Annotated in this window: 29 protein-coding genes; 12 read left to right on the forward strand and 17 right to left on the reverse strand. The window is 45.7% G+C overall.

Features of this window, described 5'->3' with window-relative positions:
- The first annotated feature begins 53 nt into the window (after window positions 1-53).
- Window positions 54-314: a YiaA/YiaB family inner membrane protein gene (locus MKZ04_RS18325; RefSeq protein ID WP_020449960.1), complete on the forward strand. Its 261-nt coding sequence runs from the start codon at window positions 54-56 to the stop codon at window positions 312-314.
- A gap of 75 nt (window positions 315-389) precedes the next feature.
- Here the strand turns inward: MKZ04_RS18325 and MKZ04_RS18330 are convergent, their stop codons facing one another.
- From MKZ04_RS18330 to MKZ04_RS18355, 6 genes are all read right to left on the reverse strand, one after another.
- Complete coding sequence (locus MKZ04_RS18330) at window positions 390-800, reverse strand: hypothetical protein (RefSeq protein ID WP_235442601.1); 411 nt, start codon at window positions 798-800, stop codon at window positions 390-392.
- Window positions 801-868: 68 nt separating this feature from the next.
- Window positions 869-1,315, reverse strand: a complete 447-nt coding sequence (locus MKZ04_RS18335; protein WP_020449962.1) for a hypothetical protein — start codon at window positions 1,313-1,315, stop codon at window positions 869-871.
- A 37-nt stretch (window positions 1,316-1,352) separates the two neighbouring features.
- Window positions 1,353-1,817 (reverse strand): hypothetical protein, encoded by a 465-nt coding sequence (locus tag MKZ04_RS18340; protein WP_025810857.1) that lies wholly within the window; start codon window positions 1,815-1,817, stop codon window positions 1,353-1,355.
- Window positions 1,818-2,112: 295 nt separating this feature from the next.
- Window positions 2,113-2,532 (reverse strand): DUF2000 domain-containing protein, encoded by a 420-nt coding sequence (locus MKZ04_RS18345; RefSeq protein WP_050820842.1) that lies wholly within the window; start codon window positions 2,530-2,532, stop codon window positions 2,113-2,115.
- Window positions 2,529-3,437: a DMT family transporter gene (locus tag MKZ04_RS18350; RefSeq protein ID WP_050820841.1), complete on the reverse strand. Its 909-nt coding sequence runs from the start codon at window positions 3,435-3,437 to the stop codon at window positions 2,529-2,531. Before MKZ04_RS18350 ends, MKZ04_RS18345 begins: the two co-directional genes overlap by 4 nt.
- Complete coding sequence (locus MKZ04_RS18355; RefSeq protein ID WP_023857734.1) at window positions 3,434-4,270, reverse strand: AraC family ligand binding domain-containing protein; 837 nt, start codon at window positions 4,268-4,270, stop codon at window positions 3,434-3,436. Before MKZ04_RS18355 ends, MKZ04_RS18350 begins: the two co-directional genes overlap by 4 nt.
- A gap of 252 nt (window positions 4,271-4,522) precedes the next feature.
- Here MKZ04_RS18355 and MKZ04_RS18360 point away from each other — a divergent pair, with 252 nt between their 5' ends.
- Entirely contained in the window at window positions 4,523-4,990 is a 468-nt protein-coding gene (locus MKZ04_RS18360; protein ID WP_146874297.1) for a helix-turn-helix domain-containing protein, read from the forward strand.
- Between the two features lie 118 nt (window positions 4,991-5,108).
- On the opposite strand, the gene MKZ04_RS18365 is transcribed toward MKZ04_RS18360, so the two are convergent.
- Together MKZ04_RS18365 and MKZ04_RS18370 are read right to left on the reverse strand one after the other, a co-directional pair.
- A complete protein-coding gene (locus MKZ04_RS18365; protein ID WP_341046610.1) occupies window positions 5,109-5,222 on the reverse strand; it encodes a helix-turn-helix transcriptional regulator in 114 nt (37 codons plus the stop codon).
- Window positions 5,186-6,169: a helix-turn-helix transcriptional regulator gene (locus MKZ04_RS18370; protein ID WP_341046612.1), complete on the reverse strand. Its 984-nt coding sequence runs from the start codon at window positions 6,167-6,169 to the stop codon at window positions 5,186-5,188. Before MKZ04_RS18370 ends, MKZ04_RS18365 begins: the two co-directional genes overlap by 37 nt.
- A 111-nt stretch (window positions 6,170-6,280) precedes the next feature.
- On the opposite strand from MKZ04_RS18370, the gene MKZ04_RS18375 reads away from it, so the two are divergent.
- From MKZ04_RS18375 to MKZ04_RS18385, 3 genes are read left to right on the forward strand one after another with little or no spacing between them, the layout of a single operon-like run.
- Window positions 6,281-6,973, forward strand: coding sequence for a class I SAM-dependent methyltransferase (locus MKZ04_RS18375; RefSeq protein WP_341046615.1), 693 nt, complete (start codon window positions 6,281-6,283; stop codon window positions 6,971-6,973).
- Window positions 6,970-8,085, forward strand: a complete 1,116-nt coding sequence (locus MKZ04_RS18380) for a saccharopine dehydrogenase family protein (RefSeq protein WP_341046617.1) — start codon at window positions 6,970-6,972, stop codon at window positions 8,083-8,085. Before MKZ04_RS18375 ends, MKZ04_RS18380 begins: the two co-directional genes overlap by 4 nt.
- Before the next feature lie 17 nt (window positions 8,086-8,102).
- Window positions 8,103-9,158 carry an iron-containing alcohol dehydrogenase family protein gene (locus MKZ04_RS18385; protein ID WP_341046620.1) on the forward strand — a complete coding sequence of 352 codons (1,056 nt, stop codon included), beginning with the start codon at window positions 8,103-8,105 and terminating at the stop codon, window positions 9,156-9,158.
- Between the two features lie 50 nt (window positions 9,159-9,208).
- Here the strand turns inward: MKZ04_RS18385 and MKZ04_RS18390 are convergent, their stop codons facing one another.
- Window positions 9,209-9,976, reverse strand: a complete 768-nt coding sequence (locus MKZ04_RS18390) for a SurA N-terminal domain-containing protein (RefSeq protein ID WP_026580450.1) — start codon at window positions 9,974-9,976, stop codon at window positions 9,209-9,211.
- A 154-nt stretch (window positions 9,977-10,130) separates the two neighbouring features.
- Complete coding sequence (locus MKZ04_RS18395; protein ID WP_268509573.1) at window positions 10,131-10,895, reverse strand: sulfotransferase family 2 domain-containing protein; 765 nt, start codon at window positions 10,893-10,895, stop codon at window positions 10,131-10,133.
- Between the two features lie 342 nt (window positions 10,896-11,237).
- Here MKZ04_RS18395 and MKZ04_RS18400 point away from each other — a divergent pair, with 342 nt between their 5' ends.
- Window positions 11,238-12,125 (forward strand): Vgb family protein, encoded by an 888-nt coding sequence (locus tag MKZ04_RS18400; protein WP_341046627.1) that lies wholly within the window; start codon window positions 11,238-11,240, stop codon window positions 12,123-12,125.
- A gap of 33 nt (window positions 12,126-12,158) precedes the next feature.
- Here the strand turns inward: MKZ04_RS18400 and MKZ04_RS18405 are convergent, their stop codons facing one another.
- From MKZ04_RS18405 to mmuM, 3 genes are read right to left on the reverse strand one after another with little or no spacing between them, the layout of a single operon-like run.
- On the reverse strand, window positions 12,159-12,539 hold the full coding sequence (locus tag MKZ04_RS18405) for a DUF2512 family protein (RefSeq protein ID WP_003178548.1): 381 nt from the start codon (window positions 12,537-12,539) through the stop codon (window positions 12,159-12,161).
- Window positions 12,540-12,565: 26 nt separating this feature from the next.
- Window positions 12,566-14,020, reverse strand: a complete 1,455-nt coding sequence (gene mmuP, locus MKZ04_RS18410) for an S-methylmethionine permease (RefSeq protein ID WP_020449975.1) — start codon at window positions 14,018-14,020, stop codon at window positions 12,566-12,568.
- Entirely contained in the window at window positions 14,020-14,967 is a 948-nt protein-coding gene (gene mmuM, locus MKZ04_RS18415; protein WP_023857745.1) for a homocysteine S-methyltransferase, read from the reverse strand. Before mmuM ends, mmuP begins: the two co-directional genes overlap by 1 nt.
- A gap of 211 nt (window positions 14,968-15,178) precedes the next feature.
- On the opposite strand from mmuM, the gene chbG reads away from it, so the two are divergent.
- The 3 genes from chbG (at window position 15,179) to MKZ04_RS18430 (ending at window position 18,204) form a co-directional block, all read left to right on the forward strand.
- Window positions 15,179-15,919 (forward strand): chitin disaccharide deacetylase, encoded by a 741-nt coding sequence (gene chbG, locus MKZ04_RS18420; protein ID WP_023857746.1) that lies wholly within the window; start codon window positions 15,179-15,181, stop codon window positions 15,917-15,919.
- Window positions 15,920-15,932: 13 nt separating this feature from the next.
- Window positions 15,933-17,306 (forward strand): PTS transporter subunit EIIC, encoded by a 1,374-nt coding sequence (locus tag MKZ04_RS18425; protein ID WP_328037802.1) that lies wholly within the window; start codon window positions 15,933-15,935, stop codon window positions 17,304-17,306.
- A gap of 121 nt (window positions 17,307-17,427) precedes the next feature.
- Entirely contained in the window at window positions 17,428-18,204 is a 777-nt protein-coding gene (locus MKZ04_RS18430) for a MerR family transcriptional regulator (RefSeq protein ID WP_341046631.1), read from the forward strand.
- Window positions 18,205-18,222: 18 nt separating this feature from the next.
- On the opposite strand, the gene MKZ04_RS18435 is transcribed toward MKZ04_RS18430, so the two are convergent.
- Both MKZ04_RS18435 and MKZ04_RS18440 read right to left on the reverse strand, forming a co-directional pair.
- Window positions 18,223-18,945, reverse strand: coding sequence for a DUF421 domain-containing protein (locus MKZ04_RS18435; protein WP_145608031.1), 723 nt, complete (start codon window positions 18,943-18,945; stop codon window positions 18,223-18,225).
- Window positions 18,933-19,643: a gamma carbonic anhydrase family protein gene (locus MKZ04_RS18440; protein WP_095292777.1), complete on the reverse strand. Its 711-nt coding sequence runs from the start codon at window positions 19,641-19,643 to the stop codon at window positions 18,933-18,935. The genes MKZ04_RS18435 and MKZ04_RS18440 overlap by 13 nt, the downstream gene beginning before the upstream one ends.
- Window positions 19,644-19,896: 253 nt before the next feature.
- On the opposite strand from MKZ04_RS18440, the gene MKZ04_RS18445 reads away from it, so the two are divergent.
- Both MKZ04_RS18445 and MKZ04_RS18450 read left to right on the forward strand, forming a co-directional pair.
- Entirely contained in the window at window positions 19,897-20,115 is a 219-nt protein-coding gene (locus tag MKZ04_RS18445) for a hypothetical protein (RefSeq protein ID WP_341046632.1), read from the forward strand.
- Window positions 20,116-20,201: 86 nt separating this feature from the next.
- Window positions 20,202-20,336: a hypothetical protein gene (locus MKZ04_RS18450; RefSeq protein WP_256164202.1), complete on the forward strand. Its 135-nt coding sequence runs from the start codon at window positions 20,202-20,204 to the stop codon at window positions 20,334-20,336.
- Window positions 20,337-20,556: 220 nt separating this feature from the next.
- On the opposite strand, the gene MKZ04_RS18455 is transcribed toward MKZ04_RS18450, so the two are convergent.
- Entirely contained in the window at window positions 20,557-20,955 is a 399-nt protein-coding gene (locus MKZ04_RS18455) for a ribosomal maturation YjgA family protein (RefSeq protein WP_023857752.1), read from the reverse strand.
- A gap of 220 nt (window positions 20,956-21,175) precedes the next feature.
- Between MKZ04_RS18455 and MKZ04_RS18460 the strand changes: the two genes are divergently transcribed.
- The gene (locus MKZ04_RS18460) at window positions 21,176-22,606 is read left to right on the forward strand and encodes an IS1182 family transposase (RefSeq protein WP_341045044.1); all 1,431 of its coding nucleotides are present in this window, start codon (window positions 21,176-21,178) and stop codon (window positions 22,604-22,606) included.
- A 25-nt stretch (window positions 22,607-22,631) separates the two neighbouring features.
- On the opposite strand, the gene MKZ04_RS18465 is transcribed toward MKZ04_RS18460, so the two are convergent.
- Entirely contained in the window at window positions 22,632-24,062 is a 1,431-nt protein-coding gene (locus MKZ04_RS18465) for an alanine/glycine:cation symporter family protein (RefSeq protein WP_020449985.1), read from the reverse strand.
- Window positions 24,063-24,075: the final 13 nt, after the last annotated feature.

Here is a 24,075-nt window from a genome sequence, read left to right on the forward strand (position 1 = left end):
CTTCTGTTGACCTAAATAAAGTATAATAGTTTTATTCTTTAGGAGGTATTAAGATGCAGAAACACAGAAGAAGAAACACAACGGCCTTTACGGTTATGTCATATTTCACATTTTTTGCGGGGGTCTTTTTGTTCGGTATCGGCCTTTACAATGCGGACAACCTGCAGCTCAATGAAAAAGGCTATTACATAGCTGTGATGATTTTAGTGGCGGTCGGCGCGATTTTGACGCAGAAAGTGACGAGAGACAACGCTGAGGATAATGAAATCATCGCGGAGCAGGAGAGAAGACAGAATTTGTCGAGTGGTGAGTAAACATGAAAAAAGCATCTTTAGGGATGCTTTTTTAATTTGAAATATTTTTATGTTTGTTTTCCAAAACGAAGTCAATCATTCCAATAATTTTTGTATGGTTCGCTTTTTTCTAAAGTGTAAAAAGTTTTGGTCTTTGTTTCTTTGCGATTTAGTGATTGTGCCGAACACCCAGATGGAGCTGGCTAAAAGTAATATTGTTAATATCAAAGGAAAAAAATTATGCTCGATGTCATATGAAATGGAAACGACTTGACCAGAAAATATAGCAGTTATAATGCTGGCGGTGAAGGAGCTGTAAAGCGAAGCTTTGATCACGTGGCTGATTTTTAGCGTTGGACCCGAAAAGTAAACTTTCAACCGGTTTAGCGTGGATAAATCTTGTTTTTCGAGGTATGCCATCAGCTCTTCATCGTTTTCAGTTTTCGATAATAATATAGCTTCTGCTATTTGTTTTGTTTTTTCGAATAATTGTTTGTCTGTTTGCATGTCATTTGTCCTTCTTTTTTTGTTTGATTGTTAGAGAATCAAAGCAGAGGTGAATGTTCCTCTGCTTTCTAATTGAGTTCTTTTTTTAAACGTTCTTCTAAAATAAAATCAATCATACCCGTGATTCTGGAATATTCCGCTCTTTTTTGGAAATGCAGGATTGTTTGCATTGGTCCTTTTCGCGAGGTGATTAGCATTTTGACGATCCAAAGCAAAGAGAACATCAGATAGAACATGAAGCAGAATGAAAAAAACCTTGAAAGGTCATGGGTGAAGGTGGAGACTTGACCAGATAAAAAGGCCGCCATAATTACAGCAGTCATACTGCTAAAAAAAATACCTTTAATAAAATATGTTAAAGTAAAGCTGGGGTTTGAAAAATAGATTTTTAGCTGATTTAATGCAACAGAATCTTGATTTGCAAGGTATGTAAGCAGCTCTTCGTCACTTTTGTGAGATTCAAGGAGTTTGGCTGTATGTTCGGCTTTTTCAAATAATTGTTTTTCGTTTCTCATTGGATTGTCACTCCTATTTCATAAAAAACATGAGAGTTTATTGGTACGGTGTATTCAATACCTTTTGGTATTTTTGTTGTAAAACATAATCAATCATTTTTATGATACGTGCAAACTCGGCTTTCTTGGAAAAGTGGGTAATGAATTGAATCGGCTTTTTTTTCAGGATGACAAGCTGTTTAAGCACCCAGAAGATACACCCCGCAAATATGACAGCTAATATTAGAATGGAGATGCCGGAAATGAAAGGGAATATCGAAGCTGCTTGACCAGAAAGAATTGCAGTTATGAAGGTAGCCAATATTATACTGAAAAAGGCCGCACTAATGAAATAATGAAGCGCAAATGAAGGATCTGAGTAATAGACTTTCAGTTGATTTAAGGTTAATGAATCTTGTTTAGCGAGAAAGGCTAATAACTCTTCGTCACTCTTATCGCGGTAAGTTTTAAGGGTTTTGGCTGTTTTTTGCGTTTCAATGAATACTTGTTTGTCTGTGTTCAATGTAATACCTCCACGATACTTTAATTTTGAAAAACTGAATAAATACATTATAATATGTATTTATTTAGCTTTCATTAAATAAGGAAATTAATGAGATATTAGTTATCTAAATATCACAGCAGACACCGCCGTGCCAATAGCGATTTCAGATGCTGAGTTCCAGCTAATTACACCAGCTGTTGTTATGATAATTCCTCCAACTGCAACCCCAATTGTTCCTCTTTTTACTATTGACAAAAAAATACGGAAATTGACTCCTTCATTAAATGAAGCGAAGTCAATTTCCGTATTTTGTTTATCTCAACAGCCCCAAGCTTCCTGTCAGCCGCGCGACTTTTTTCTTATCGCCGCAAACGCCGATTCCAAAATAGCTGTAATCGGAAGCTGCGGTGCTTTGAAATGTCTCAATATATGCTTCATATGTATGAATGCCTTGCGCGACATCGGTGAAATCGACAGTCAGAATATCGTTGAATTCGTCGGTCAACAGCTTTTGTCTTAATTGATGAAGCAGCTCGGCGTTGCCTTTTAAAATGGGGATTGGAAGTTTGACGATACCCAAATGGTCGATTCCCGAGCCGTCCATTACATGTTCTCCGAGCAGGCCGGGGTTGTTTTTGCCGAGTGCAGCCCCCAGGATTGCAGCTGTATTGGCAATTAGCCCGAGCGGCAGGCTTTCATCGATGATCAATGCGCATTTTGTCTCTTCTATCAAATTTGTTCCTCCTTCAGCTGAGGTTTTGGTTTTGTTTCAGAAATATAAAGACCGGCCAATGTGAGCGCTCCTCCGCAAAAAGCAACCCATGTCAGTTTTTCATGCAGAATGACGACGGATGCGGCAATGGTGATGACGGGTACCATATAGATATAAGCGCTCGTTTTTACCGCCCCAAGCACACCGACCGACCAGTTCCATGTCACAAAGCAAAGCGCAGATGCGCCCGCACCTAAGAACAGGATATTCAGCCAATTGGCGGGGGAGGCGAAAGGGCTTGCGTCGAAGCGGAAATCAAACAGGAACAGAGCGGGAACCATGAATAGCAAGCCGTACAGAAAGATCCGCTGTGTGCATTGGATTGTATGATAACCGAAAGTGCTGATTTTTTTCATCAAAATCGCATATGCTGCCCAGACGAATGCAGAGGCAGCAGCAAGAATGTCGCCGAGCGGATTCAGCTTGAGCATCATTTGTCCGTTAAAGAAAATGAGCGCAAGTCCTGTAAAAGCAGCGGCGAATCCAATGAAGAATCGGGGCTCCAACTTTTCGCCCGAAAGGAAAAAATGCGCCAATACCGCGGTGATCATCGGAATAACCGCGACGATCATGCCGGCGTTTGAGGCGTAGGTAAGGGTAAGCGCGATGTTTTCCAACAGAAAATAAAGCGTCACCCCGCATAAGCCTGCTCCCGCAAACAGCGCTTCCTGCCTCCAGCTCCGGAATGTCAGCACATGCGGATGCACCATAATCAGCACGATCAATCCGATGAGAAACCGGTAAAACAATATATCTACGGGCGCAAAATCCTCGAGCAGCACCTTTGTCGAGACAAAAGTGGTACCCCAGATGATGATCGTGATAACAGCTGCGAGGTGTCCGGCAGTTTCGCGTCTTGTCTTCATCCTTTGATCTCCTGCCTGTCATATTCAAAGATTTTCATATATTGTTTCGGCGTCAGCCCGACCTGCCGCTTGAAAAATTTTGTCATATGGCTCTGATCGCTGAAGCCTGTTTGGAAAGCGGCATCGATTGGTTTTACGCCTTCTTCCAACAGCTTTTTCGCATGATTGATACGGACGGTTTCCAAGTAGCTGTAGGGGGAAATTCCTTTCTGCTTCGTAAACGACCGCAGGAGGTGATACTTGCTCCAGCCTGCCAGCTTGCTTAAATGTTCAAGCGTAATGTTTTCCTGGTAATGGGATTCCAAATAACCGCACACCGCTTTGACTTCGTCGGACGGTTCAGGCGCATTTTCGAGAAACGCAACATCAGAATACGTCCGAATCAACTCCTCGAGGAGGTTGAGAAAAAGCTCCTCTTTTTTCAAGGCTTTTTCTTTCTGCAATATTTGAATGTGAAGCTCCTTCAAGCTGGCGTTCAGCTCATGACGGAACAAGACATTTTCCGTGAAATATGGGAGGCTGTCGGTTCCGGTGATCTCCTTCACAAATTTTCTCATAACGTCAGGCATCACATTTATGCAGCGATAATCGAGCGCCTTTCCGTCAATCTGCTCGCAACTGTGCGTGTCATAAGGATTGAAAAGCACGAGATCGCCCTGATTAATGATGTATTCTTCTCCTTTGCAAAGCAAATAGCGCTGCCCCTTCTCAATAAAACCAATCACAAAGTACTCGTGAAAGTGATTCGGAAACTTCTGCATAATGCCTTTAAAGCGGTAGGCTTCAACATTTAGATCAGGGTCGAGGAAAAGCGTGCGGGTTTCATTTCGCATGTCGGGCCTCCTTGGTGTGATGATGTTTAAGTTTATCATGTTTTTGAGAAATTTCTTGTATGATGTTGCTTAATGAAAAAATCGTATTTTTTGTGAAAAGAATGAGCAATTTAAAGCTGTCGTGGAATGGAATCACAATGGTGAAGATCATAAGGAGAGTGTTAAACTGACAGCAATTACAGGGTCATAAAAATTGAACCATTGTAACTTTTAGTGTAATATTACACTAAAAAGAACATCGGAGGTTCCTCCATGGATAAAGAATACATAACCGAACTCATTTCATCCAAGTTAAGATTAATCCGTGCGGAAAGCGGCTATACGCAGGACAAAATGGCGAACGTGCTCGGGATGTCGAAGAAAACGCTCGTGCAAATTGAAAAGGGCAGGTCGGCAGCGGGGTGGGCGCATGTTGTCGCGGTATGCGCGCTTTTTCGGAACAGTGAGGTGCTGCAGGCCGTGCTCGGGGATGAGCCCCTTGAGGTGGTGGAGACTGTCGCTCACCGAAGCATCGACAGACCAAAAGGGAAGACGCTCGGCGGAAAAGTGTGGTGGCGGGACATTGAGAAAAAAGGCGAGTTTCGCCTTCAGCAAAACTTGATTTCTCACCATTACCGCATTTTGGATTCGTATGACGACCTATGGTTCAGCACCTTTGAAAAACAGGATGCTGTGGCGCGTTTGGACGAGCTGTTCAATGAACAGGATGGGGTGGAATGAAGAAAAAGTTAAGTCCTCTGAATTTGCTGGTCTTCATTCCTCCAAGATAAGACATAGTGAAAAACACTGCGTGTCTTGTCTGTGGAATCGGAGTTGAGAACAGTTTTCCAGCTTATTCTCACTCCAGCACATCATCAAGCAGCTTCCACATCAGCTCCCTCCGGTTTCCTGCGCCCGTCTTCAAAAAAATCGATTTCAAGTGGTCTTGAACGGTGTAAGCTGATATATGCAATTCGTCTCCGATGGCTTTTGTTGGATGGCTTTTGTTGAAAGTCCGCGGATGACCCGGTACACGATGTCTTTTTCCCGGTCGGACAGGTTGTAGGCTTCTGCTATCAGCGGTATGGTTTCTGCCGGTGAAGCAGGCTCGAATGAAACGGCGATCTGGCCTGATGGACCAAAGCCGTCTAAACGACTCGCTTTAATGGATAGGCAGGAATGACCCGGAATCGAGATGACCGTTTTTGCCGGATCGGCAGTTTCAGCCGCTGCCCGCGTGCAGACGGCCCGGACAGGTCTCGGCACGGCATCGCTGCCGATCCTTTCCCAGCCGCGCAAGATATTTAGCCAATGGAGGGCCGCTCGGTTGCATGACAAGGGCTGCAGGTCTTCCGACAAAATCAGAATGCCTCCGACATGTTTCATGTGAAACACGTCTTTTTTTGACAGATGGTGTCTGAATTGCTGAAGGTGCCGGCCGATAAGCGGTGCGAGTGAAGCGAGCAAGCTCTTATCCTTTTCTGTAAACAGCGGCTGTCCTCTTTTCCTCAACAGGGTAAGGTATCCCCGGCACTCCCCCTTGCTGAGCAGAATGGCGCGCAATTCATCTTCATAGCCTGCAGGCCCAAGAATGTTGCTGTAGCGTTTGCTTTGCCGGAAGTCTCCTTTGACCGATTCACTTAATATAGCCGCTGTCTGCCGTGCATGAATTAAGGCTTCGAATCGATTCACATCCTCCTGCGTGTACTCAAGCTCGAATAATTGCGGATGGATCGCTTCAATTTGATCGTCTGTGACGGCTCCGATGGACAGTAAGGTCTTGGGGTCTACAGCCGTGCAGCATGATGCATCAAACGGAATCGCCTGTTTTAATGCAGACAGCATGGCTTCGATATATTGGGGCGAAGAACGGGTTGTGCGCTGCAGTTCGTTCAGTATGTCTTTTAACGGCCGGTTCATGTCGGTCCTCCTCTTTAAAAATCCCAGGTTTAAGGGATGGTGGTTTGTTGAAACTCCTTTATAATTGAGAACAATTCTTAATTAATTTTACTAAAAGGAGAACGGCTTGTCATGAACATGGACTGGAATCATCCTGATGTCTATCAATACGAAAAGAAAATCCCTTTAAAAATCCCATGCTATGAAATGCTCTACGATATGATGGATCGCTTGTTGACGGTCCGGCTTTCTGAAGATGCGGCTAATGTGATGGTCGTCGGGGCCGGAGGTGGGCAGGAGCTCGTGACGCTTGCAAAAAGACACCCGAATTGGTCATTTACAGGAGTCGATCCGTCTGCCAGCATGCTCGGTTTGGCGAGAAAAAGGCTGGAGCTCGCCGGAATTCAGCTTCAAGCCGATCTGATTGAAGGAGAAGTACATCAGCTTGAGTGCGGATTTCAATATGATGCTGCGACATGCATGCTTGTGCTTCACTTTGTCCGCTATAAGCTTGAATTTTTGCAGCAGATCGCCTCAAGATTGGCGGATGGCGCTCCATTTTTCATTGCGGCCATTCAAGGCGACATGACGTCAGAGGCATTCAAGTGGCAGATGTGTGCCTGGAAGGAGCATATGCTGGCAGGCGGGATTTCTGAACAGGAATGGGAGAGCTTTTCCGCTTCAATCGGCAGCCGCTCTCATCCGGTGCCGGCTTCAGAGGTGGAGGATCTGCTCGGCAAAGCAGGCTTTACAAACGTAACGAGATTTTTCAGCGCTTATGTAATCGACGGCTGGTTTGCTGTGAAAGGAGGCGGCAAACAATGAAGAAACATATTGTCGTGATCGGCGGGTACGGTCATGTCGGCGCCCAAATCTGCCGGAGTCTCGGAGAAAAATATCCGGACCGTGTGTATGCTGCCGGAAGAAACCTGGATCACGCCGAGCGTTTTAGTCAGGAAACGGGCGGCCAAGTGAAGCCGATGCGTTTCAACAGAGATGCACCGGCTGACTGGGATTGGCTCAAGACGACGAAGCTGGTGATCGTGTGCATCGATCAGGAAAACATTGAGTTGGCAGAGGCTTGTCTGGCGAGTGGCACGGATTATATCGACATTACGGCGAACGGTTCATATTTGACTCAGCTTGAACAGCTGAATGACGAAGCATGCCGCGGCACGGGATTATTAAGCGTCGGCCTGGCTCCGGGGCTTACCAATTTACTTGCGCAGAAAGCCGCCCAGGCTCTCGATGAAACGAGTCGGATTGATATTGCGATCATGCTCGGTTTAGGTGATAGCCACGGAAAAGCGGCGATCGAGTGGACAGTTGACCATCTGAATACGGTGTATGATGTGAAAGAAAATGGACACTTGATGGAAGTCATCAGTTTTACAGACGGCCGGTGGACAAACTTCGGCGGGCGATTGGGGCGCCGGACAGCCTACCGGTTTCCTTTTTCCGATCAGGTGACATTGCCAGGCACATTAGCCGTCCCTTCTGTTTCTACCCGGCTTTGCTTTGATTCAAGGCCTGCCACTGTGCTGATTGCGGCCATGCAAAAAATCGGCGCAGCCAAGCTCTTAAACAATAAGGGAATTCGAAATCTGGCGGTCCGTATGCTGGGGGCGCTCAACATCGGATCAGCGCAATACGCGGTAAAGGTGGATGCTGAAGGATTGAAAAACGGCCGGAGCGCCGGGACAGGCATCGCGCTGTTCGGCGAAAATGAATCATTCATTACCGCACAGACAGCCGCTGCAGCCGCGTCAGCTTTGTATACCGGAAGCTTTCCGCACGGAATATTTCATTTGGAACAGCTGTTTGAGCTTGAATGGGAAGGAAGAGAGTCTTGCTTAATTCAGAAAGAAACCGGTGACCGGTTTGTGATATCGTTTGACATCTTGTTAGAAAGTGAGATGATAAATATTAGAAAATAATAGAAGGAGTGGGAAATATGCAGCCTGAAGATATTGTCAGAAGCGGTCCGAACCAGTACGTTTGCAGAGAGGGGATCGCGAAAGAACTGCTGTCATTTGCGAATGCATTCGAACGGCCCGTCATCATTACTGGAGTCAAATCGTTTAAAGCTTTTACGAGTTATACGACGCCTCCAAACAATTGGAAAGTCGTTCAGCATACGGGCTGCAGTTCCCTAAATAAGATTAAAAAAGCAGCAGAAGCAGCAGAATCGGCAGATGTCATCATCGGGATAGGCGGGGGAACCGTCTTAGATACGGCGAAGGCAGCCGCCGATTTGTTGAACATTGAAGTCATGATGATTCCGACGATCCCGGGAACATGCGCGGCAAGCACACCGTTAAGCGTGATCTATGATGATGACGGCAACTTTTCGTGCGTCCAATACCATAAGCGCTCAAGCTATTTGACGCTGGTCGATCCGCTGCTTCTCCTTTCTTCGCCGGTCGCTTATGTGAAAAGCGGAATCGGTGATACGCTTGCGAAATGGTATGAGGCCGAAGCGATCATCAGAAATACGGCCGATTCGCTTTCCATCATGGTTCAGACAGGGCTGAGACAGTCTGTCTATATTCGGGATATTTTGTTGACAGAAAGTCTGAAAGCCATAGAAAGTCTTGAAAAAGGCGAAACCTCCTCATCTTTCGCAAAGGTCCTCGAAGCGGTTATCGCGCTGGCTGGCACAGTAGGCGGATATGCGGGACGCTATGGCAGAATGGCCGGAGCCCATGCCATTCACAACGGCTTAACGTTCATCCCCGAAACCCATCGTGTGCTGCATGGCCAAAAGGTAGCCTACGGGATACTCGTGCAGCTTGCTTTAGAAGGACGGACAGATGAAACCGCCGAACTGATTCCCTTTTATGAAGGGCTCGGTTTTCCGAAAAGACTTAGCGATTTAGGCATTTTAGAAAACGTTGAAGAGGCAAAACGGACCGTTGCCGCTCATGCCGCGCGGCCGGATGAATCTTTATGTTTGATGGGATCTTTTCATGAAGCTGATGTGATGGCGGCGATAGAGTCGCTTGAATAAACCTGATAAATAAAACGAGTCAGCCATCCTGTAACGGATGGCTGACTTTGTTAAATTTCCACTTTCACATCGGCGCTTTTTTTCAGTTTTTCAACCTGCTGTCCGAGTTTTTCCTGTCTTTTTTGCTGTTTGAGCATGTCTTGGATTTGTTTCTTGACATCGTCAAACGCAGGTGTGTTTTTCTGTCCGCTGTCTTTTTGCTGTGCGGCAAATTGATCATAGTAATCTTTGATTTCTTTGTCTGTGACCTGTTCTGCCGGCAGTTCTTTGTCAATATATTTTTCTGTTTTGATATTGTCGGCAATGTCACTTTTCAGCGTGTTCATGTTTAAGCCGGCTTTCTTGACAGCTTCCTCAAAATCTTGTTCATTTTTATACTGCTTTTTGCTTTCGTCCAGCTGTTTTTCAATTTCTTTCTCAGATGCTTTGTAGCCTTTTTTGTCCGCTTCTTGGGTAATTAAAGCCTGTCCGACCAGGCTGTCGATGGCCTGCTTTTTGATTTGCTGTGCCGCATCTTTTGAAGTCGGATCCTGTCCTGTTTGCTGATACTGCATTTGTGCGGTTGATAATACGCTGTTATAGTCCTTGCCTGTGATCTTTTCATCGTTAACGACAGCCACTGTTTTTGTTTCATCGACTTTTTGTTGATCAAGCTTTTTCTGCATGGCTTTCATTTGCTTTTCTTGATCCTGCTGCCCGCTTTGGGCTGTTTTTTCTTGATTGTTTGCCTTGGATTGCTGATCATCATGATTTGAAGTGCAGGCGCCCAATACGACAGCCAATAATCCAATCATGAGAGATGATATGCCTTTTTTCATAATATATCTCCTTTCTTCAAACAGAAGTGATTCTTAAAATGACCTTTAGTGGGCATTCTAAACGATCGTCTCTGAAAAAGAAACCATTTGGAATGAATTTTCCAAAATGTAATCGAATTGAAAGGAGATCGTAATGTGATGGCCGAGTTCCGGTTTACTTGATATGTTTCGGATCAAAGCCGTAGACTTCGAAGTCCTTCGCAAAAATCTCCTGCACCAGCTCTTTTGTTTCGTCATTGTAAAAGCTCTCAAAAGTCGGTAACACCCAGTCGAAGGATGACATGGTGAAAACGGTGTCCGCGAATTTTCCTTTTTTGAGCATAGTATCGGAAAGATGGTGCGGTGATTTCGACAGCTGTGATATCGGAGATTTCAATAATTTGTATTTGTTTTCAATCTCTCTGATTTGCGCGCTGAATTGCTCGAGGTAAATATAATTGGTGACAAACTCTTCTTCTCCTTCGAGATACTGAGGACCAAGGTGCCGGTCAATGGCGCTGATTTCCGGCCCCAAATCTTTTAAATGATGCAAGAATTGGGTGAAAGACAGTCCTGTATTCATGTTACTGTTGAACAGACAGATAAAATTCGGGGAGCAAATTGCCGCCAGAAAGGAACTGACTGCTCTCCGGAAAGGGTTGCGCACAAGCTTGTAAGTGTCCTTTTTTCCCTCTTTTAATTCTGCCAGAAGATCCTTCACATAATCCGGCTGCTGCGTATAGATCGTATTTCTGTAGTGATGAACCTCCCCCGCGCATCTTCGGCCAACATCTTCAAGCAGTCCGTTTTGGAAAAAGAACCAGCGATTCAGAGTCGTGCAGCCGCTTTTTGGAATCCAGAACAGAATGATCGGAAAATCTTTCGCAAAAAGAGGGGTATAAAGGTAAATCAAGCGATTCAGTCTCTCATCTTCAAACATGCAGAACACATCCACTTCTTTCTTTGTTTTGGTCCGCCTGAGACAGCGGTTGCCTTTATACACAAAGTATGCCGTCACCAATGAATTGATAGGGCGATAATATGAATATATTTCAAAATGATAAGATCTGGCAGACGGTTCCTTATTGAACCATATATAGAAAAATAAGTTTATGCTTTAAAACAATCTTATGATACTAGAGCATGCATGTACAGTTTATATTTAATGGAACTTTCTGTTTCACTGTATGCTCCGCCTGAGGTAACATGAAAATGAGAAATGCCTGGGAGCGTTCTGAAAGGTCAGATGCTCAAGGAAAATGGAATAAAGGGAGGGTCGCTCATGCAGATTCGCATGACTGAATATCATGTTCCCGACCCCGAGTCGGGTCCGTACGGGATCGCCGTATGTGCAAACGGGCGCATTTGGTTTACTGAACAAAAGGGAAACCGGATCGGTATGCTCACAGAGTCTGGAGATATTACCGAATATACGATTCCGACGAAGAGCGCAGGTGCCTCGATTATTACTCCTGGGATTAGCGGTGAGCTATGGTTTACGGAGTATAAAGCGGGGAAAATCGGAAAAATGACGCCTCAAGGGGAAATAATCGAGTATGCCCTTCCTCCAGGTACTGCCCCGTTTGGGATCACCGTAGGCTGTGACGATGCCATGTGGTATACCGATATGGCCGGACATCAAATCGGCAGGCTGTCATCTTCAGGCGAAATAACTGAATATAAACTGCCCAAACCGGGAGCCTTCCCGTCATTTATTACAAGGGGAGCAGACGATGCACTCTGGTTTACACAAAATCAAAGCGGCTCCATCGGGCGAATAACGGCAGATGGAGACATCAGCGAGTATCCGCTTCCTGGAGAACAATCCGGACCGGTCGGAATCACTGCAGGCCCGGACGGAGCTTTGTGGTTTACAGGAATAAACGGAAATCAAATTGGGAGAATTGCGGTCTCAGGGAAGATCAGCGAATACCCGCTTCCGACAGCCAATGCCCGCCCGCACGCGATTACCGCCGGCGGTGATGGTGCCCTGTGGTTTACGGAATGGGGTGCGGGTCAAATCGGCCGCATTACAGTCAACGGGGATATTACGGAATATCCAATTCCGACGGCCGAGTCTGAACCGCACGGGATAGCGGCCGGACCAGCCCAATCGATCTGGTTTGCAGAAGAGTGCGGCCGTATTGGGAAAATCTCTATTCTTGATTAAAAAACGTCCAGTTTGCTGGACGTTTTTTATATATTATTCCGTTCTCGTTTCCATTCTGCGGTTGGGAGAGCCAAGGCCTTTATTCATCAAGTAAAAATGGAAAATGTATTCACCGATTGCCATAGCGACTGCTGCAAAAAACGCGGCCAATGCAGCGGTGTTTGCAGCCGTTCCCATCGCAAGAGCCATCAGCCAAACGACAAGAAAAGCGACGCCTAAATCGGCTAAAGTGGCCGTGATGTTATTGGTCTTCGGCAAAATAAACAAATCACCCAGCAAATAGGATACCGCGCCAAGAACAATTGTGATGAAGAGGGTGTTTTCAAAACTGAAACTAAACCCGAGCCCGAGAACAAGGTACAGTATCACAATTGTCATGATGCCTTTAATGGCAAGGGCTTTCACATGTTCCATAACAATTCGCTCCTTTATACGAGATTTTAGTTTTTCTTTTCCTCGTATTCAGAAAACGAAACATGCAAACTTGCTTTTTTAACGGGCTCAGACATTTTTCCGCCATTCTTTCTGTTTCTTGCATAGTAGATGATATAGCATAACGCCATAAATGGAACACCGCAAAAAAGGGCGATTCTTTGGTTCGGATCAAAGGCAATGCCGATGCAGGATGCCAGACATAATAGAAAAGCGGCAATCGGTACTGCCGGATAAAACGGTGTCCGGTATTTTAAGCCGTCTGCGGTGTTTCCTTCAGCCAAAAAGCGTCTGCGGAACATGAACTGCGAGGCTGCAATGCTCATCCAGACGGCAACAACGGCAAAGCCTGAAATTGATACAAGAACGATATAGACGGAATCAGGTGCAAAAACACTGGAGAGCAGCGACAGAATGCCGCCGATCATACTGAAAATCAGCGCGTTCAACGGAATTCCCCGTGAAGTCAGCTTTTGAAAAACGGGGTGTAACGTTTTTTCTTTTGACAGTGACCAGAGCATCCGGGAGCAAGCATATAAGCCTGAGTTGGCCGCGGAAAGCAGAGCCGTCAGAATCACAAAATTCATAATGTCGGCCGCGTATGGAACACCGATACGGTCAAAAACGACGACGAACGGGCTTTTGATCACACCGGCTTCTTTGACCGGAATGAGGCATGAGAGCACGAAAATCGTTCCGATGAAGAAAAGCACCAGTCTCCAGAGTGTTGTCTTGATCGCTTTTGGAATGTTCTTTTCCGGTTCGGCGCTTTCTCCGGCGGCAATCCCGATCAGCTCCGTACCCGAAAACGCAAAATTCACGGAGAGCATCGCCATAAAAATTGGAAGGAAACCGTTCGGAAAGAGCCCGCCTTCTCCTGCAAAGTTTGAAAGAAGCGGTGCGGAATCTGTATTTTGTAACGGGATGATGCCGAATATCGCCGCTCCGCCTAAAATAATAAACAATATAATGGCAAGCACTTTAATGCTCGAAAACCAAAATTCGGACTCGGCAAAAAATCTCACTGAGACAGCATTGAACACGAAAATCAGTGCAGCGAAAACCGCGCTCCACATCCACACCGAAGTATCGGGGAACCAGCGCTGCATTAATAACCCGGCAGCGGTAAATTCCGAACCCAGCGCGACAGCCCAGGTCAGCCAGTAAAGCCAGGCGACGGTGAATCCGGTGCCCGGCCCGATGAATTTAGAGGCATACATATGAAACGATCCGGTCACAGGCATGGCGACCGATAATTCGCCGAGGCAGAGCATGACAAGGTAGACGATCAGAGCCCCGACTAAGTAGGCTAAAATCGTTCCGGCAGGACCCGCCTGTGAGATCGTATAACCGGAACTTAAGAAAAGACCCGTGCCGATAACGCCTCCCAAGGAGAGCATGATCAGGTGTCTCGTTTGCATTTTTCTTTGAAAGTTCTGACGATTGTTGTTTGACTGTTCCATCATATCTCCAGCTTTCTCGCCCAGTCGGCGACGGCTTTTATGTCTTCAGGTGTTGTTCTGCAGCAGCCGCCAATCAGCTGTGCTCCTTGGTTGTACCAGCTGCGGGCGCTTTCTCCGAAGGAAGCTTTGCATGCCGCACCATGCCATGTTTTTGTCTCCGGATCATACTGTTCACCGGAATTCGGATAGACGATAATCGGTTTAGCTGTATGCTTTTTGATGCCGCCGATGAGCGAAGAGACATGCTCCAGCCGCGTACAGTTTACGCCAACTGCCGCAACCTGGTCATGCTGATCGAGCCATTTCGCGCATTCGCCGGCTTTCGTGCCGTCGCTGATATGACGTCCGTCTTTAGCGCTGAAACTGATCCACGCATGTGTGTCAGGGAATTCTTTCAATAAATGAACGATTGCTTTTGCTTCTGAAAGGCACGGTATTGTTTCACAGGCTAACATATCGGCGCCTGCATCGATTAAAGCGGCCATTCGCTGCCTGTGAAAATCGGCCAATTCGTCTTCTGTGACGTCATAATCCCCCCGATATTCGGAACCATCCGCTAAAAAAGCGCCGTAAGGGCCTACTGAAGCGGCTACAAACGGTTTGGGCCGGCCTTTGCGGTTTTCCGGAACCGCCCAAAATTCATCGCGTGCTTCTACAGCAAGACGTACAGACTCCCGGATAAGGTGGAGCGCTTCTTGTTCACTGAGGCCGCGTTTTGTGAAACCTTCAACCGTCGACTGATAGCTGGCTGTCATCGCGCAATCGGCGCCCGCACGGAAATAATCCAGATGCACTTGTTTGATAAGCTCGGGGTTTTCGATGAGCATTTTTGCAGACCACAGGCTGTCGTTCAAATCACAGCCGTACCGTTCAAGCTCGGTGGCCATCGCGCCGTCAAGTGTGATGATAGGAAATTGTTCTAAAATCGATTGGATCGGATTGGTCATCTCATTGTTGAGGATCTGTCGTTTGAGACCCCGGCCTCCTTTTTTAGAGTTTTTAAAAATATATGAAAAATAGTTTAAAAGACTTCAGTAGCTTTTGTCAATCTACCAAAAATCATTTTTTACTAGTAGCTTTTGTCGTTTTCTATTTAGGGTAAAACGGTACGTCTCCGCATATTTTTTTAAAAAAAGACTGATAAGGGGTATTGGATGGATGAAAAAACTGATTATCAATGCTGATGATTTTGGATATTCAAGAGGCGTGAACTATGGAATTATTGATGCCTATAAGCTGGGGATTTTAACATCAGCGACGTTCATGACAAATATGCCGGGCGCAGGTCATGCGGCGCGGCTGGCTCGCGAATCGCCCGGGCTCGGGATCGGCGTACATTTGGTGCTGACCTGCGGAAGACCGCTTTTGTCTGATCACCGGACGATCGTCGATGCAAAGGGGAATTTTCGCAATCTCGCATTTTATCAAGGTGCTTTTACAATTGATACTGATGAAGTATACCGCGAGTGGAAAGCGCAGATTGAAACATGCATCAACATGGGCTTGGAACCCGATCATTTGGACAGCCACCATCATATCAACGCTTCCCCGGGCATCTCAGACGCATTTTTGACGCTCGCCAAAGAGTACCGTTTGCCTGTCAGGCGCAATATGGAGAGTGCTGTGATCACGGAAAAAGGAGTGAAAACAACAGACTTTTTTTCACCTGTCCTCGAAGCGGCTTTAAAGGATGAAGAAGCCGTCTCTGAACTGTTTGAAGAGCATGATACTGTGGAGGTCATGACCCACCCGGCATACCTCGATAAGGAGCTTTTGACGAACTCTTCTTATACTTATCCGAGAGTCGATGAACTTGAATTTTTAACCGATCCGGACGTTGTCATCCGTTTGAATAAGCTTACTGATGTCCAGCTCGTATCATTTAGGAATTTGACATAAGGAGAATGCCGGAATGAAACATATTTTTCAGCTGCTGGGAAAGTCTTTGCTGATTTCGATTACTGTTCTTCCGATCGCCGGCCTGCTGCTGCGTCTTTCTGCGGAAGATATGCTGAATATACCGCTTTTTCAAGCGTCAGGCGTGATATTGAACAATATGGATGTCCTGATCGCAATTGGCATCGCCATGGGCTTTGCCCGTTCAAAAGATAAAGGAATTCCTGCGCTGACAGGATATTTGGCGATAACCGTATTAAAAGAGGGGCTCGGCATCTTGAATCCTGATCTTGATATGAGCGTCTTCGGCGGGGTGCTCGCCGGCCTGATGGCGGCTTTCATTTATAACCGGTTTCAACATACGAAACTGCCAAGCATGTTTTCATTTTTTGGCGGAGAGAAGTTTCCGATTACGATGATCGTATTGGTGACGATTCCGGTGGCAGGCTTTTTTTCAATCGTCTGGCCTTATGCAGAAGCGGCGATCGACACTTTTAGCCAGTCGCTTGTAGGTCTTGGCGCTTTCGGGGTGTTTGTATTCGGATTTCTGAATCGGTTTTTGCTGCCGTTCGGCCTTCACCATGTCATGAATACGTATATTTATTTTGGGCTTGGGCGCTATGAGACGGCATCCGGCGAAGCGGTGACAGGGGAAATTACGCGGTTTTTGAATGGAGACCCGACAGCCGGCTACTTTCTCGGCGGCTTTTTTATCACGATGATGTTTGGCATTCCGGCGATCGCTTTGGCAATCGCGCATGCAGCCAGAACGAGAAAAAAGGAAACGAAAGCGCTCATGTCTTCAGGAGCAGCCACATCACTGATCACCGGGATTACGGAACCAGTTGAATTCACGTTTTTATTTACTTCGCCTTTATTGTACTTTCTTCACTCGGTCTATACGGGACTTGCCGGAGCGGTGCTCTGTTTGCTTGGGATTCGTCACGGCTTCTCATGGGGAGCAGGCGTAATCGATTATTTGCTGAACCTTAATTTATCAGACGGCGGATTATGGATCATACCCGTCGGCCTTGCCTTTTTTGCTCTCTATTATGTTACGTTTTACTTTGTGATTATAAAGCGAAACATTCCGGTGATCGGAAGGGAACAGGAAACACCTGAAGGAAACCGGCTGCATCGGTCTATGGCTGCAGGCATTCTTAAGCATATCGGCGGCCGTGAGAATGTCGTGACTTGCGAAAACTGTATAACCCGTTTGCGAATGAAATTAAAAGACACGTCCTTGGCGGATGAAGCGCAATTAAAGCAATTAGGAGCGCACGGTGTGGTCAAAATTGACCAGCATCATATCCAGATTGTGATCGGAACGGATGCTGGGAATGTGAAAAAAGATTTGCAGAACTTAATCGGGGAGACTCCGCCGGATTAAAAACTGGAGTTGATTGTCCCGTACCTTTTGGAAAAATCACGAGTCTGCGAAAAATAAGCTTGCACCTCCAGCAGCGTGAGGCGTTATGATAGGAATAAATCGTCAGTTGGAGGGGATTTTTATGGAAAATGAAGGATATTATCCAATCGGTGTTTTTTCAGAAATGACAGGGACATCCATTCGGACGCTCCATTATTACGATGAAATCGGCCTGTTGAAGCCTGAAAAACAGCCGGGAACAGGCCGCCGTTTCTACACAGACAGAGATGCGAGAGAGTTGCAGAAAATCACATGTTTTAAGTTTCTCGGGTACAGTCTTGAACAAATTCGCGCTTTCATGAAGGATGCATGCTTTGATGCCGGTCTGATTGAGGCGCTGCAGGAGCAGAAAAAGGTGCTGGAGGAGAAAAAGGAACATATTGAAACAGGGCTGAAAGCTATAAACAGGACAATCGGTCTTCTGGAGGAGGAAGAGGAAATCGACAGTTCTGTTTTCATGAGCCTGCTGAACAGCATCCAGACTGAGAAGGAGCAGCGCATATGGCTTGAACAGCAGGTGTCCAAACGTTTTGCCGATGATGTATTCGGCAAATCAGAAGATGAGATGGCCAAATTGGATCAAGAGTATGTTCGTTTATCTAAGGAAGCCAAGCGGCTCATGGGAAAACCGGTTGATGACCCCGAAGTGCAGGAAATGGCGGACCGATATATGAAGACGAGTTTGGAATTTGTCGGAGAGGGCGTGCTGTCGGCTTTAGGACAGATGGAGACAATCGAATCGCAGCAGCTGGCAGAGAAGTTTTCTTCACCTTTTACAAAAGAAGAGGATGAGTGGCTGCAGCAGGTGTTCGAATATTACATGATTCACAACGATTTCTGTCCCGAAAACGGCCGATGAAAAAATCCGCCGGAGCTTTTAATGCAAAAGCTCCGGCTCAATTTTCGCCGTTTCATTATCAAGCGAAACATGCAGTTGATGGTTTTGATTAACCGAAGCGAAAAAGATTTCATCCATTCGTTCAAGCCCTTTCTTCTTCAGCTGGTTTTTGAGCCAGTTTTCCGTTACATTCAATTGGTGAAGGACAGATGTGTACACTTTCCCTTCAATGATGACCGGATATGAAAATTCGCCGCCGCTTTTTTGAATCCCCATATCTTCAGCCGTGACTTCCATTTTATTTGGCTTTTTGTATACCGTTAAATTTCCATTCGCCTCTATAAACGCCATTTCTACGTCGCTGACATTGAAAACATCTTTTTCACGAAGCATTTGCAGAACATTATCCACCGAATATCTGATTCGTTTTAAATTGCCGACAATAAACGTTCCATTTTTGATGACGATGGTCGGTTCAAATGTAATCAGACGTCCGAGTGTTCTGCTTTTGATCATGATTTTTGAAGCGAGTCTTTGCAATAGGGCAATCGCAACCACCGCAGCGGCGGTATGCAAATGTTCAATCCTCGGATCGGCTATGTCAGCTCCGACGACAGCCCCCAATGTAATAATGATTAAAAAATCAAATACAGGCATTTCGCCGATTGAGCGTTTTCCCATTAGCAATGTAACAGCCAATAAAAGGGGAAGGATGGTGATGATTCGTCCGTAGACAACCAAAATTTCTTTCATAGTTTCCATTTTCTCGCTTCCTTTTTATACCCTTTTGCCAATTCAAGATTGACGGCCGTCATTTTCGAGTTGAGGTCATGATATGGATAAGAATCGCTTATTTCAGGAAGCCGGTTGGCATCCTCCTGGTTTGAAATCACACGACCCGCCGAAACAAACCGTTTTGGGGGAATTGTAACACCGATTACTGTTGCTCCCGGTTCAATCACCGTATTCTCTTGGATATAGGCATCAAAAACAAGGCTTTGCATCCCGACAAAAACATTGTTGTCAATTCTTACGGGGCCGTGAATTTGACATTGCGGGGCGAGTGATACTTTCTCGCCTATGTAAATGGAATACGATTCACGATCTTTAAAAACGGATTGTTCAGTAACAGGGTTGTTGTATTCATAGTTTTTCATACCGTGCAAGACAACTCCGTCCTGGATATTGCAATCATGGCCGATGTAGATTTTTAATCCCGTGTCTCCTCTGATCGAAGAGAAAGGCCCGATGAAAACGTTTCGCCCGATGACCACACTGCCGATGACCGAGGCGAAATGATGGATGTATGAGGACGCATCAATATCCGGAATATCAGCTTCTTGATTAAATGACGCGGTAATATTGGGGCTGACATTGTCTTGGATCAGCAGCTTTTCAAGAAACTTCCCGGCGAGTGACGAAACCGTTAACCCGAGGATGAGTTTGTTGCTTAATTTCATATGACCTGCCTCCTTTATTCAGGTAGTCTGTCTAAAAAACGGGATAATATTTATGGGCGGCGGTCTGAAACTAAAAAAGAGGATATGGGGAGATAACGGCTAATAAAGCAATGGAATAGGTTTTAGGAAGCGTTCAAGACGATTACCATTTTCATCTCTAAAAAAACAAAGGAAATGATTCATTTAGAGGAGGAAATTTACGGTCAGCTTGCCTTGGATGACTCCTCGACTTATTTTAAGGGAGGTTGAAACTTTGAATCTATCTTTGGCAGTTGCATTAGTTATATCTGTGTTTTTAAATATATTTCAGCTGGCACAACTCAAATCCAATAACCGTAAAAAAGCAAACTGGAATGAGAGGACAAAAAGGCCGCTCAATCCCTTTACTTCCATTCTTTGGACTTATTTCGCCATTATCATTCTTTTGATGTTGGCTGCATTAGTAACCGTTATCATACAGCTTAACGAATAATATTAGCGCTTCTCTTCTGCTGCCGGCTTTTTATTATTGTCACAGTCATAACGAAAAATGCGCAGAAATTGCAAGGAGAAAAAACGATGAAAACGGGATCGCTCGCTTTGACACACACGGAAACGATTGCCCCGAAGAGATCTATTTTAAATGAAGAGACGTTCGAATTTGAAACTCAAAAAAGATGGGCAAATCGTAAAGCATGCGGTAGAAAATCATAAGGAAGAGACAAATACCGCAGCTCCTCCTGCCAAAAAGGATAGAGACATTGGACATGTCAAAAAAAACAGGAGGCAACCCGCTGCCGAATACAGGAAATAATCGCCTGTACCGTGCTTTACTCATTGGACCCATCCTTCTTATTATCGGACTTGCTATGTTTGTTTTAAACTGTAAAAAGACTCAAAATCAAAGTGCGTAAATATTCCCCAAAAGACAGCGTTACGGCTGTCTTTTTCGTTTGCGGAACAGCACTTCGCCCACGGCACCTGCGGAAACGCCGAGCACATAAGCCAATAAATCGCTCCACAAAAATCCATAACCGAGAATGAGTCCGCCGAGCGGAACGGCTCTGATATCATCAATCCATGGAGCGTGATACAGCTGGCTGCATTCGATTAAAAAACAAAATGCGAGCGCAATCAGCGCTACTGAAGCTGTCTTCGCGTTTTTGAACAAAAAGCCTGCGCCGAAGAAAATCATCAGCGCCCACAGCGCATCCCCTAAATAGGCATTCACGATGTCCGGCAGCATATCGGCCGCCTTTCTTGAAGCAAGCCCCGCCGCCATCGCTGCGAATATCAGCGCAAGCCGGCGGATACGGCTTCTTTTCATATTCATGGCTGGACCCCTTTTCTGCCAAAGCAGGTGAAGTAAATCTTCGGAGACATGACGGATACAAGAGGAAAAACGTTTTATTATTTTGGACGGTTTAAAATGAACGAAAAAAGCCGCCGGATACGGCGGCTTGCAGCTTGTCGACAAAGCCACAAAAAGTGGCTTGATCGACAAGCTTTTTTTGTTAAAATGTGAGTGAAATCTAGTTTTTGGAGGTTTTTCCATGTTGTCTAAGCACTCTAAAGATCAGCGCGAACAGCTTGAAGTCTTTGCCTTAAGTGAACTTGTCCCGGAAGACCATCTGGTCAGGAAAATAGAAGAAGCCATGGACTTTTCTTTTATTTATGAAAAAGTTGCTCCCCTTTATTCTTCAAAAGGGCGCCCAAGCATTGATCCCGTTGTATTGATCAAAATGGTTCTGATTCAGTACGTGTTTGGCCACCGCTCGATGCGCGAAACCATTAAACGGATCGAAACCGATGTCGCTTATCGCTGGTTTATTGGATATGGATTTTCTGAAAAAATCCCTCATTTTTCAACCTTCAGTAAAAACTATGAGCGCCGTTTTCATGATACGGACCTATTTGAAACAATCTTCTATAAAATCTTGCGTCAGGCCATGGATCTCGGTCTTGTCGACCCGGCGGTCGCCTTTATCGATGGAACCCATGTCAAAGCCAATGCGAATAAGAAAAAGTTTGTGAAGAAGATTGTGAGAAAAGAAACAAGAGCTTATCAGGAACAATTAGATCGAGAAATTAATGCCGATCGCGAAGCCAACGGCAAAAAGCCCTTAAAGCCCAGGCAATGCTTAGAAGAACGAGAAATAAAAGAAAGTACGACAGATCCTGAGAGCGGTTATTTTGTAAAAGGTGAACGGGAACGTCTTTTTGCTTATGGTTTTCATACAGCTTGTGACCGGAATGGATTTGTGCTGGGGACGGTTGTTGAGCCTGCCAATATTCATGACAGCCAAGTGTTCACGACCCTGTTTCAACAGGTGAAAGAGCACGTCGCCAAGCCTCATACGGTCGCAGTTGATGCCGGATATAAAACGCCGTTTATCGCAAAATTTCTAAGTGATCAAAATGTCCATCCCGTCATGCCCTACACCCGACCACAAACTAAAAAAGGGTTCATGAGAAAACATGAATATGTATACGATGAATATTACGATGCTTATATTTGCCCTGACGATCATGTTCTGACATATCGCACAACCAACCGTGAAGGCTATCGGATTTATGCATCAGATCCAAACCGATGTGAACACTGTTCTTTTTTGAAGCAATGTACGGAAAGTCGAAATCATCGAAAGATGATTCACAGGCATCTCTGGCAGGATCATTTGGATGAAGCCGACCATCTTCGCCACACGGATGAGAATAGGCGAATCTACGCCAAACGCAAAGAAACGATCGAACGGGTTTTTGCGGATTTAAAACACAAGCATGGCCTGCGCTGGACAACCCTACGGGGTAAGAAAAAATTGTCCATGCAGGCGATGCTTGTTTTCGCTGCCATGAATCTCAAAAAGCTGGCGAATTGGACTTGGAAAAGTCCAATTCGCCAGCATTCTCATCGAAAAAACAGAATAAATTGGACAAAAATAGGTCGGATTATAAAAATCCGACCTATTTTGTCAACAGTCTGAAAGCCGCCGGATACGGCGGCTTGTGTTATATCGCATTTTTGCTTTCGGTTTTTTGTTCGGTGCCGGAGCGTTCCCAGCATTCGACGCCTTCATGGTTTTCAAGAACATCTTTATAAAAGACCGGATCTTTTCCAGCTTTTCGCTGTTTCACATAGTCTTTCAAGGCGGCAAATGCCACTTTTGACAGCAGGAAAATCGCGATTAAGTTGACGATGACCATCAAGCCCATGAACAAGTCGGCGAGGTCCCACACAAGCTGGACTTTTGATACCGATCCGAAGATAACCATCGCAAGCACACAGATTCTGTAAATGAAGAGCCATGCTTTGTTCGTGTGCAGGAATTCGATATTCGTTTCTCCATAGTAGTAGTTTCCGATTAAGGTGCTGAAAGAAAACAGGAACACCATAATGGCAAGAAAGCCTGAGGCCCATGCTCCGATGTGCGTGCTGAGCGATGCTTGCGTCAACTCGATTCCGCTCAGCCCCGGTTCTTGATACGCATCGGAAAACAAAATGATAAAAGCTGTGCTTGAACAAATCACCAAAGTGCTCGTGAAAACCCCTAAAGCCTGGACAAGACCCTGTTTGACAGGATGGCTCGTTGTCGCTGCGGCTGCTGCATTCGGCGCGCTGCCCATCCCGGCTTCATTCGAGAAGAGGCCGCGTTTGATTCCGTTCATCAGCGCTGCGCCGATGGCTCCGCCTGCCGCTTGTTCAAGGCCAAACGCATGACCGACAATCAAAGAGATGACGTCCGGCAGTTTCGTAATGTTCATCAGCATGACAAAAACGGCGACGCCGATATATAAGACGGCGAGAAATACGACAATATATTCGGACAGCTTGGCGATCCGTTTGATACCGCCGAAGGTAATGATGCCGAAGGCAATGGTAATAATAATCCCCAGTGTAAGACGGTCTGTGCCGAATGAGTTTTCAAAAGCGACCGTTATCGTATTGGACTGGACCGCGTTAAACACGATTCCGAAGGATAATGTAATCAAGACGGCAAACAGCGCACCCATCCAGCGTTTTTTCAAACCCTTTTCCATATAGTAAGCAGGGCCGCCGCGGAAGCCGTCTTTATCCTTTATTTTATAAATTTGCGCCAGCGTGCTTTCGACAAAGCTTGACGCCGAACCGATGATGGCGATGATCCACATCCAAAAGATAGCGCCGGGTCCGCCCAAGGCAATGGCGATCGCAATCCCCGTAATATTTCCTGTGCCTACTCTCGCGGCCATGCTAATGCAAAAAGCCTGAAAAGGAGAGATTCCGTTTTTGTCGGGTGCTCCTTCCTTTAAAACCCGGAACATGTCTTTCAGCAAGCGAACTTGAAAGAACTTCGATTTAAAAGTAAAAAACAGTCCTGAAGCCAGAAGCATAATAATTAATAGTTTTGACCAAAGAAAATCATTTGTGACAACAATGACTTCTTGAAGGAATTGCTGCATGCTTTCACCTCTT

The organism is Bacillus sp. FSL W7-1354 (assembly GCF_038002405.1).
Classification (GTDB): Bacteria; Bacillota; Bacilli; order Bacillales; family Bacillaceae; genus Bacillus; species Bacillus paralicheniformis.

Excerpts from the sequence above, each read along its gene's own strand:
- mmuM (WP_023857745.1), bottom strand. The coding sequence starts at position 14,967 with ATGACCAATCCGATCCAATCGATTTTAGAACAATTTCCTATCATCACA.
- MKZ04_RS18455 (WP_023857752.1), bottom strand. The coding sequence starts at position 20,955 with ATGAATATGAAAAGAAGCCGTATCCGCCGGCTTGCGCTGATATTCGCA.
- MKZ04_RS18460 (WP_341045044.1), top strand. The coding sequence starts at position 21,176 with ATGTTGTCTAAGCACTCTAAAGATCAGCGCGAACAGCTTGAAGTCTTT.
- MKZ04_RS18465 (WP_020449985.1), bottom strand. The coding sequence starts at position 24,062 with ATGCAGCAATTCCTTCAAGAAGTCATTGTTGTCACAAATGATTTTCTT.
- mmuP (WP_020449975.1), bottom strand. The coding sequence starts at position 14,020 with ATGGAACAGTCAAACAACAATCGTCAGAACTTTCAAAGAAAAATGCAA.
- MKZ04_RS18380 (WP_341046617.1), top strand. The coding sequence starts at position 6,970 with ATGAAGAAACATATTGTCGTGATCGGCGGGTACGGTCATGTCGGCGCC.
- MKZ04_RS18400 (WP_341046627.1), top strand. The coding sequence starts at position 11,238 with ATGCAGATTCGCATGACTGAATATCATGTTCCCGACCCCGAGTCGGGT.
- MKZ04_RS18425 (WP_328037802.1), top strand. The coding sequence starts at position 15,933 with ATGAAACATATTTTTCAGCTGCTGGGAAAGTCTTTGCTGATTTCGATT.
- MKZ04_RS18370 (WP_341046612.1), bottom strand. The coding sequence starts at position 6,169 with ATGAACCGGCCGTTAAAAGACATACTGAACGAACTGCAGCGCACAACC.
- MKZ04_RS18430 (WP_341046631.1), top strand. The coding sequence starts at position 17,428 with ATGGAAAATGAAGGATATTATCCAATCGGTGTTTTTTCAGAAATGACA.
- MKZ04_RS18435 (WP_145608031.1), bottom strand. The coding sequence starts at position 18,945 with ATGGAAACTATGAAAGAAATTTTGGTTGTCTACGGACGAATCATCACC.
- MKZ04_RS18350 (WP_050820841.1), bottom strand. The coding sequence starts at position 3,437 with ATGAAGACAAGACGCGAAACTGCCGGACACCTCGCAGCTGTTATCACG.
- chbG (WP_023857746.1), top strand. The coding sequence starts at position 15,179 with ATGAAAAAACTGATTATCAATGCTGATGATTTTGGATATTCAAGAGGC.
- MKZ04_RS18450 (WP_256164202.1), top strand. The coding sequence starts at position 20,202 with ATGAAAACGGGATCGCTCGCTTTGACACACACGGAAACGATTGCCCCG.
- MKZ04_RS18325 (WP_020449960.1), top strand. The coding sequence starts at position 54 with ATGCAGAAACACAGAAGAAGAAACACAACGGCCTTTACGGTTATGTCA.
- MKZ04_RS18375 (WP_341046615.1), top strand. The coding sequence starts at position 6,281 with ATGAACATGGACTGGAATCATCCTGATGTCTATCAATACGAAAAGAAA.
- MKZ04_RS18330 (WP_235442601.1), bottom strand. The coding sequence starts at position 800 with ATGCAAACAGACAAACAATTATTCGAAAAAACAAAACAAATAGCAGAA.
- MKZ04_RS18385 (WP_341046620.1), top strand. The coding sequence starts at position 8,103 with ATGCAGCCTGAAGATATTGTCAGAAGCGGTCCGAACCAGTACGTTTGC.
- MKZ04_RS18355 (WP_023857734.1), bottom strand. The coding sequence starts at position 4,270 with ATGCGAAATGAAACCCGCACGCTTTTCCTCGACCCTGATCTAAATGTT.
- MKZ04_RS18360 (WP_146874297.1), top strand. The coding sequence starts at position 4,523 with ATGGATAAAGAATACATAACCGAACTCATTTCATCCAAGTTAAGATTA.
- MKZ04_RS18390 (WP_026580450.1), bottom strand. The coding sequence starts at position 9,976 with ATGAAAAAAGGCATATCATCTCTCATGATTGGATTATTGGCTGTCGTA.
- MKZ04_RS18440 (WP_095292777.1), bottom strand. The coding sequence starts at position 19,643 with ATGAAATTAAGCAACAAACTCATCCTCGGGTTAACGGTTTCGTCACTC.
- MKZ04_RS18395 (WP_268509573.1), bottom strand. The coding sequence starts at position 10,895 with ATGTTTGAAGATGAGAGACTGAATCGCTTGATTTACCTTTATACCCCT.
- MKZ04_RS18335 (WP_020449962.1), bottom strand. The coding sequence starts at position 1,315 with ATGAGAAACGAAAAACAATTATTTGAAAAAGCCGAACATACAGCCAAA.
- MKZ04_RS18405 (WP_003178548.1), bottom strand. The coding sequence starts at position 12,539 with ATGGAACATGTGAAAGCCCTTGCCATTAAAGGCATCATGACAATTGTG.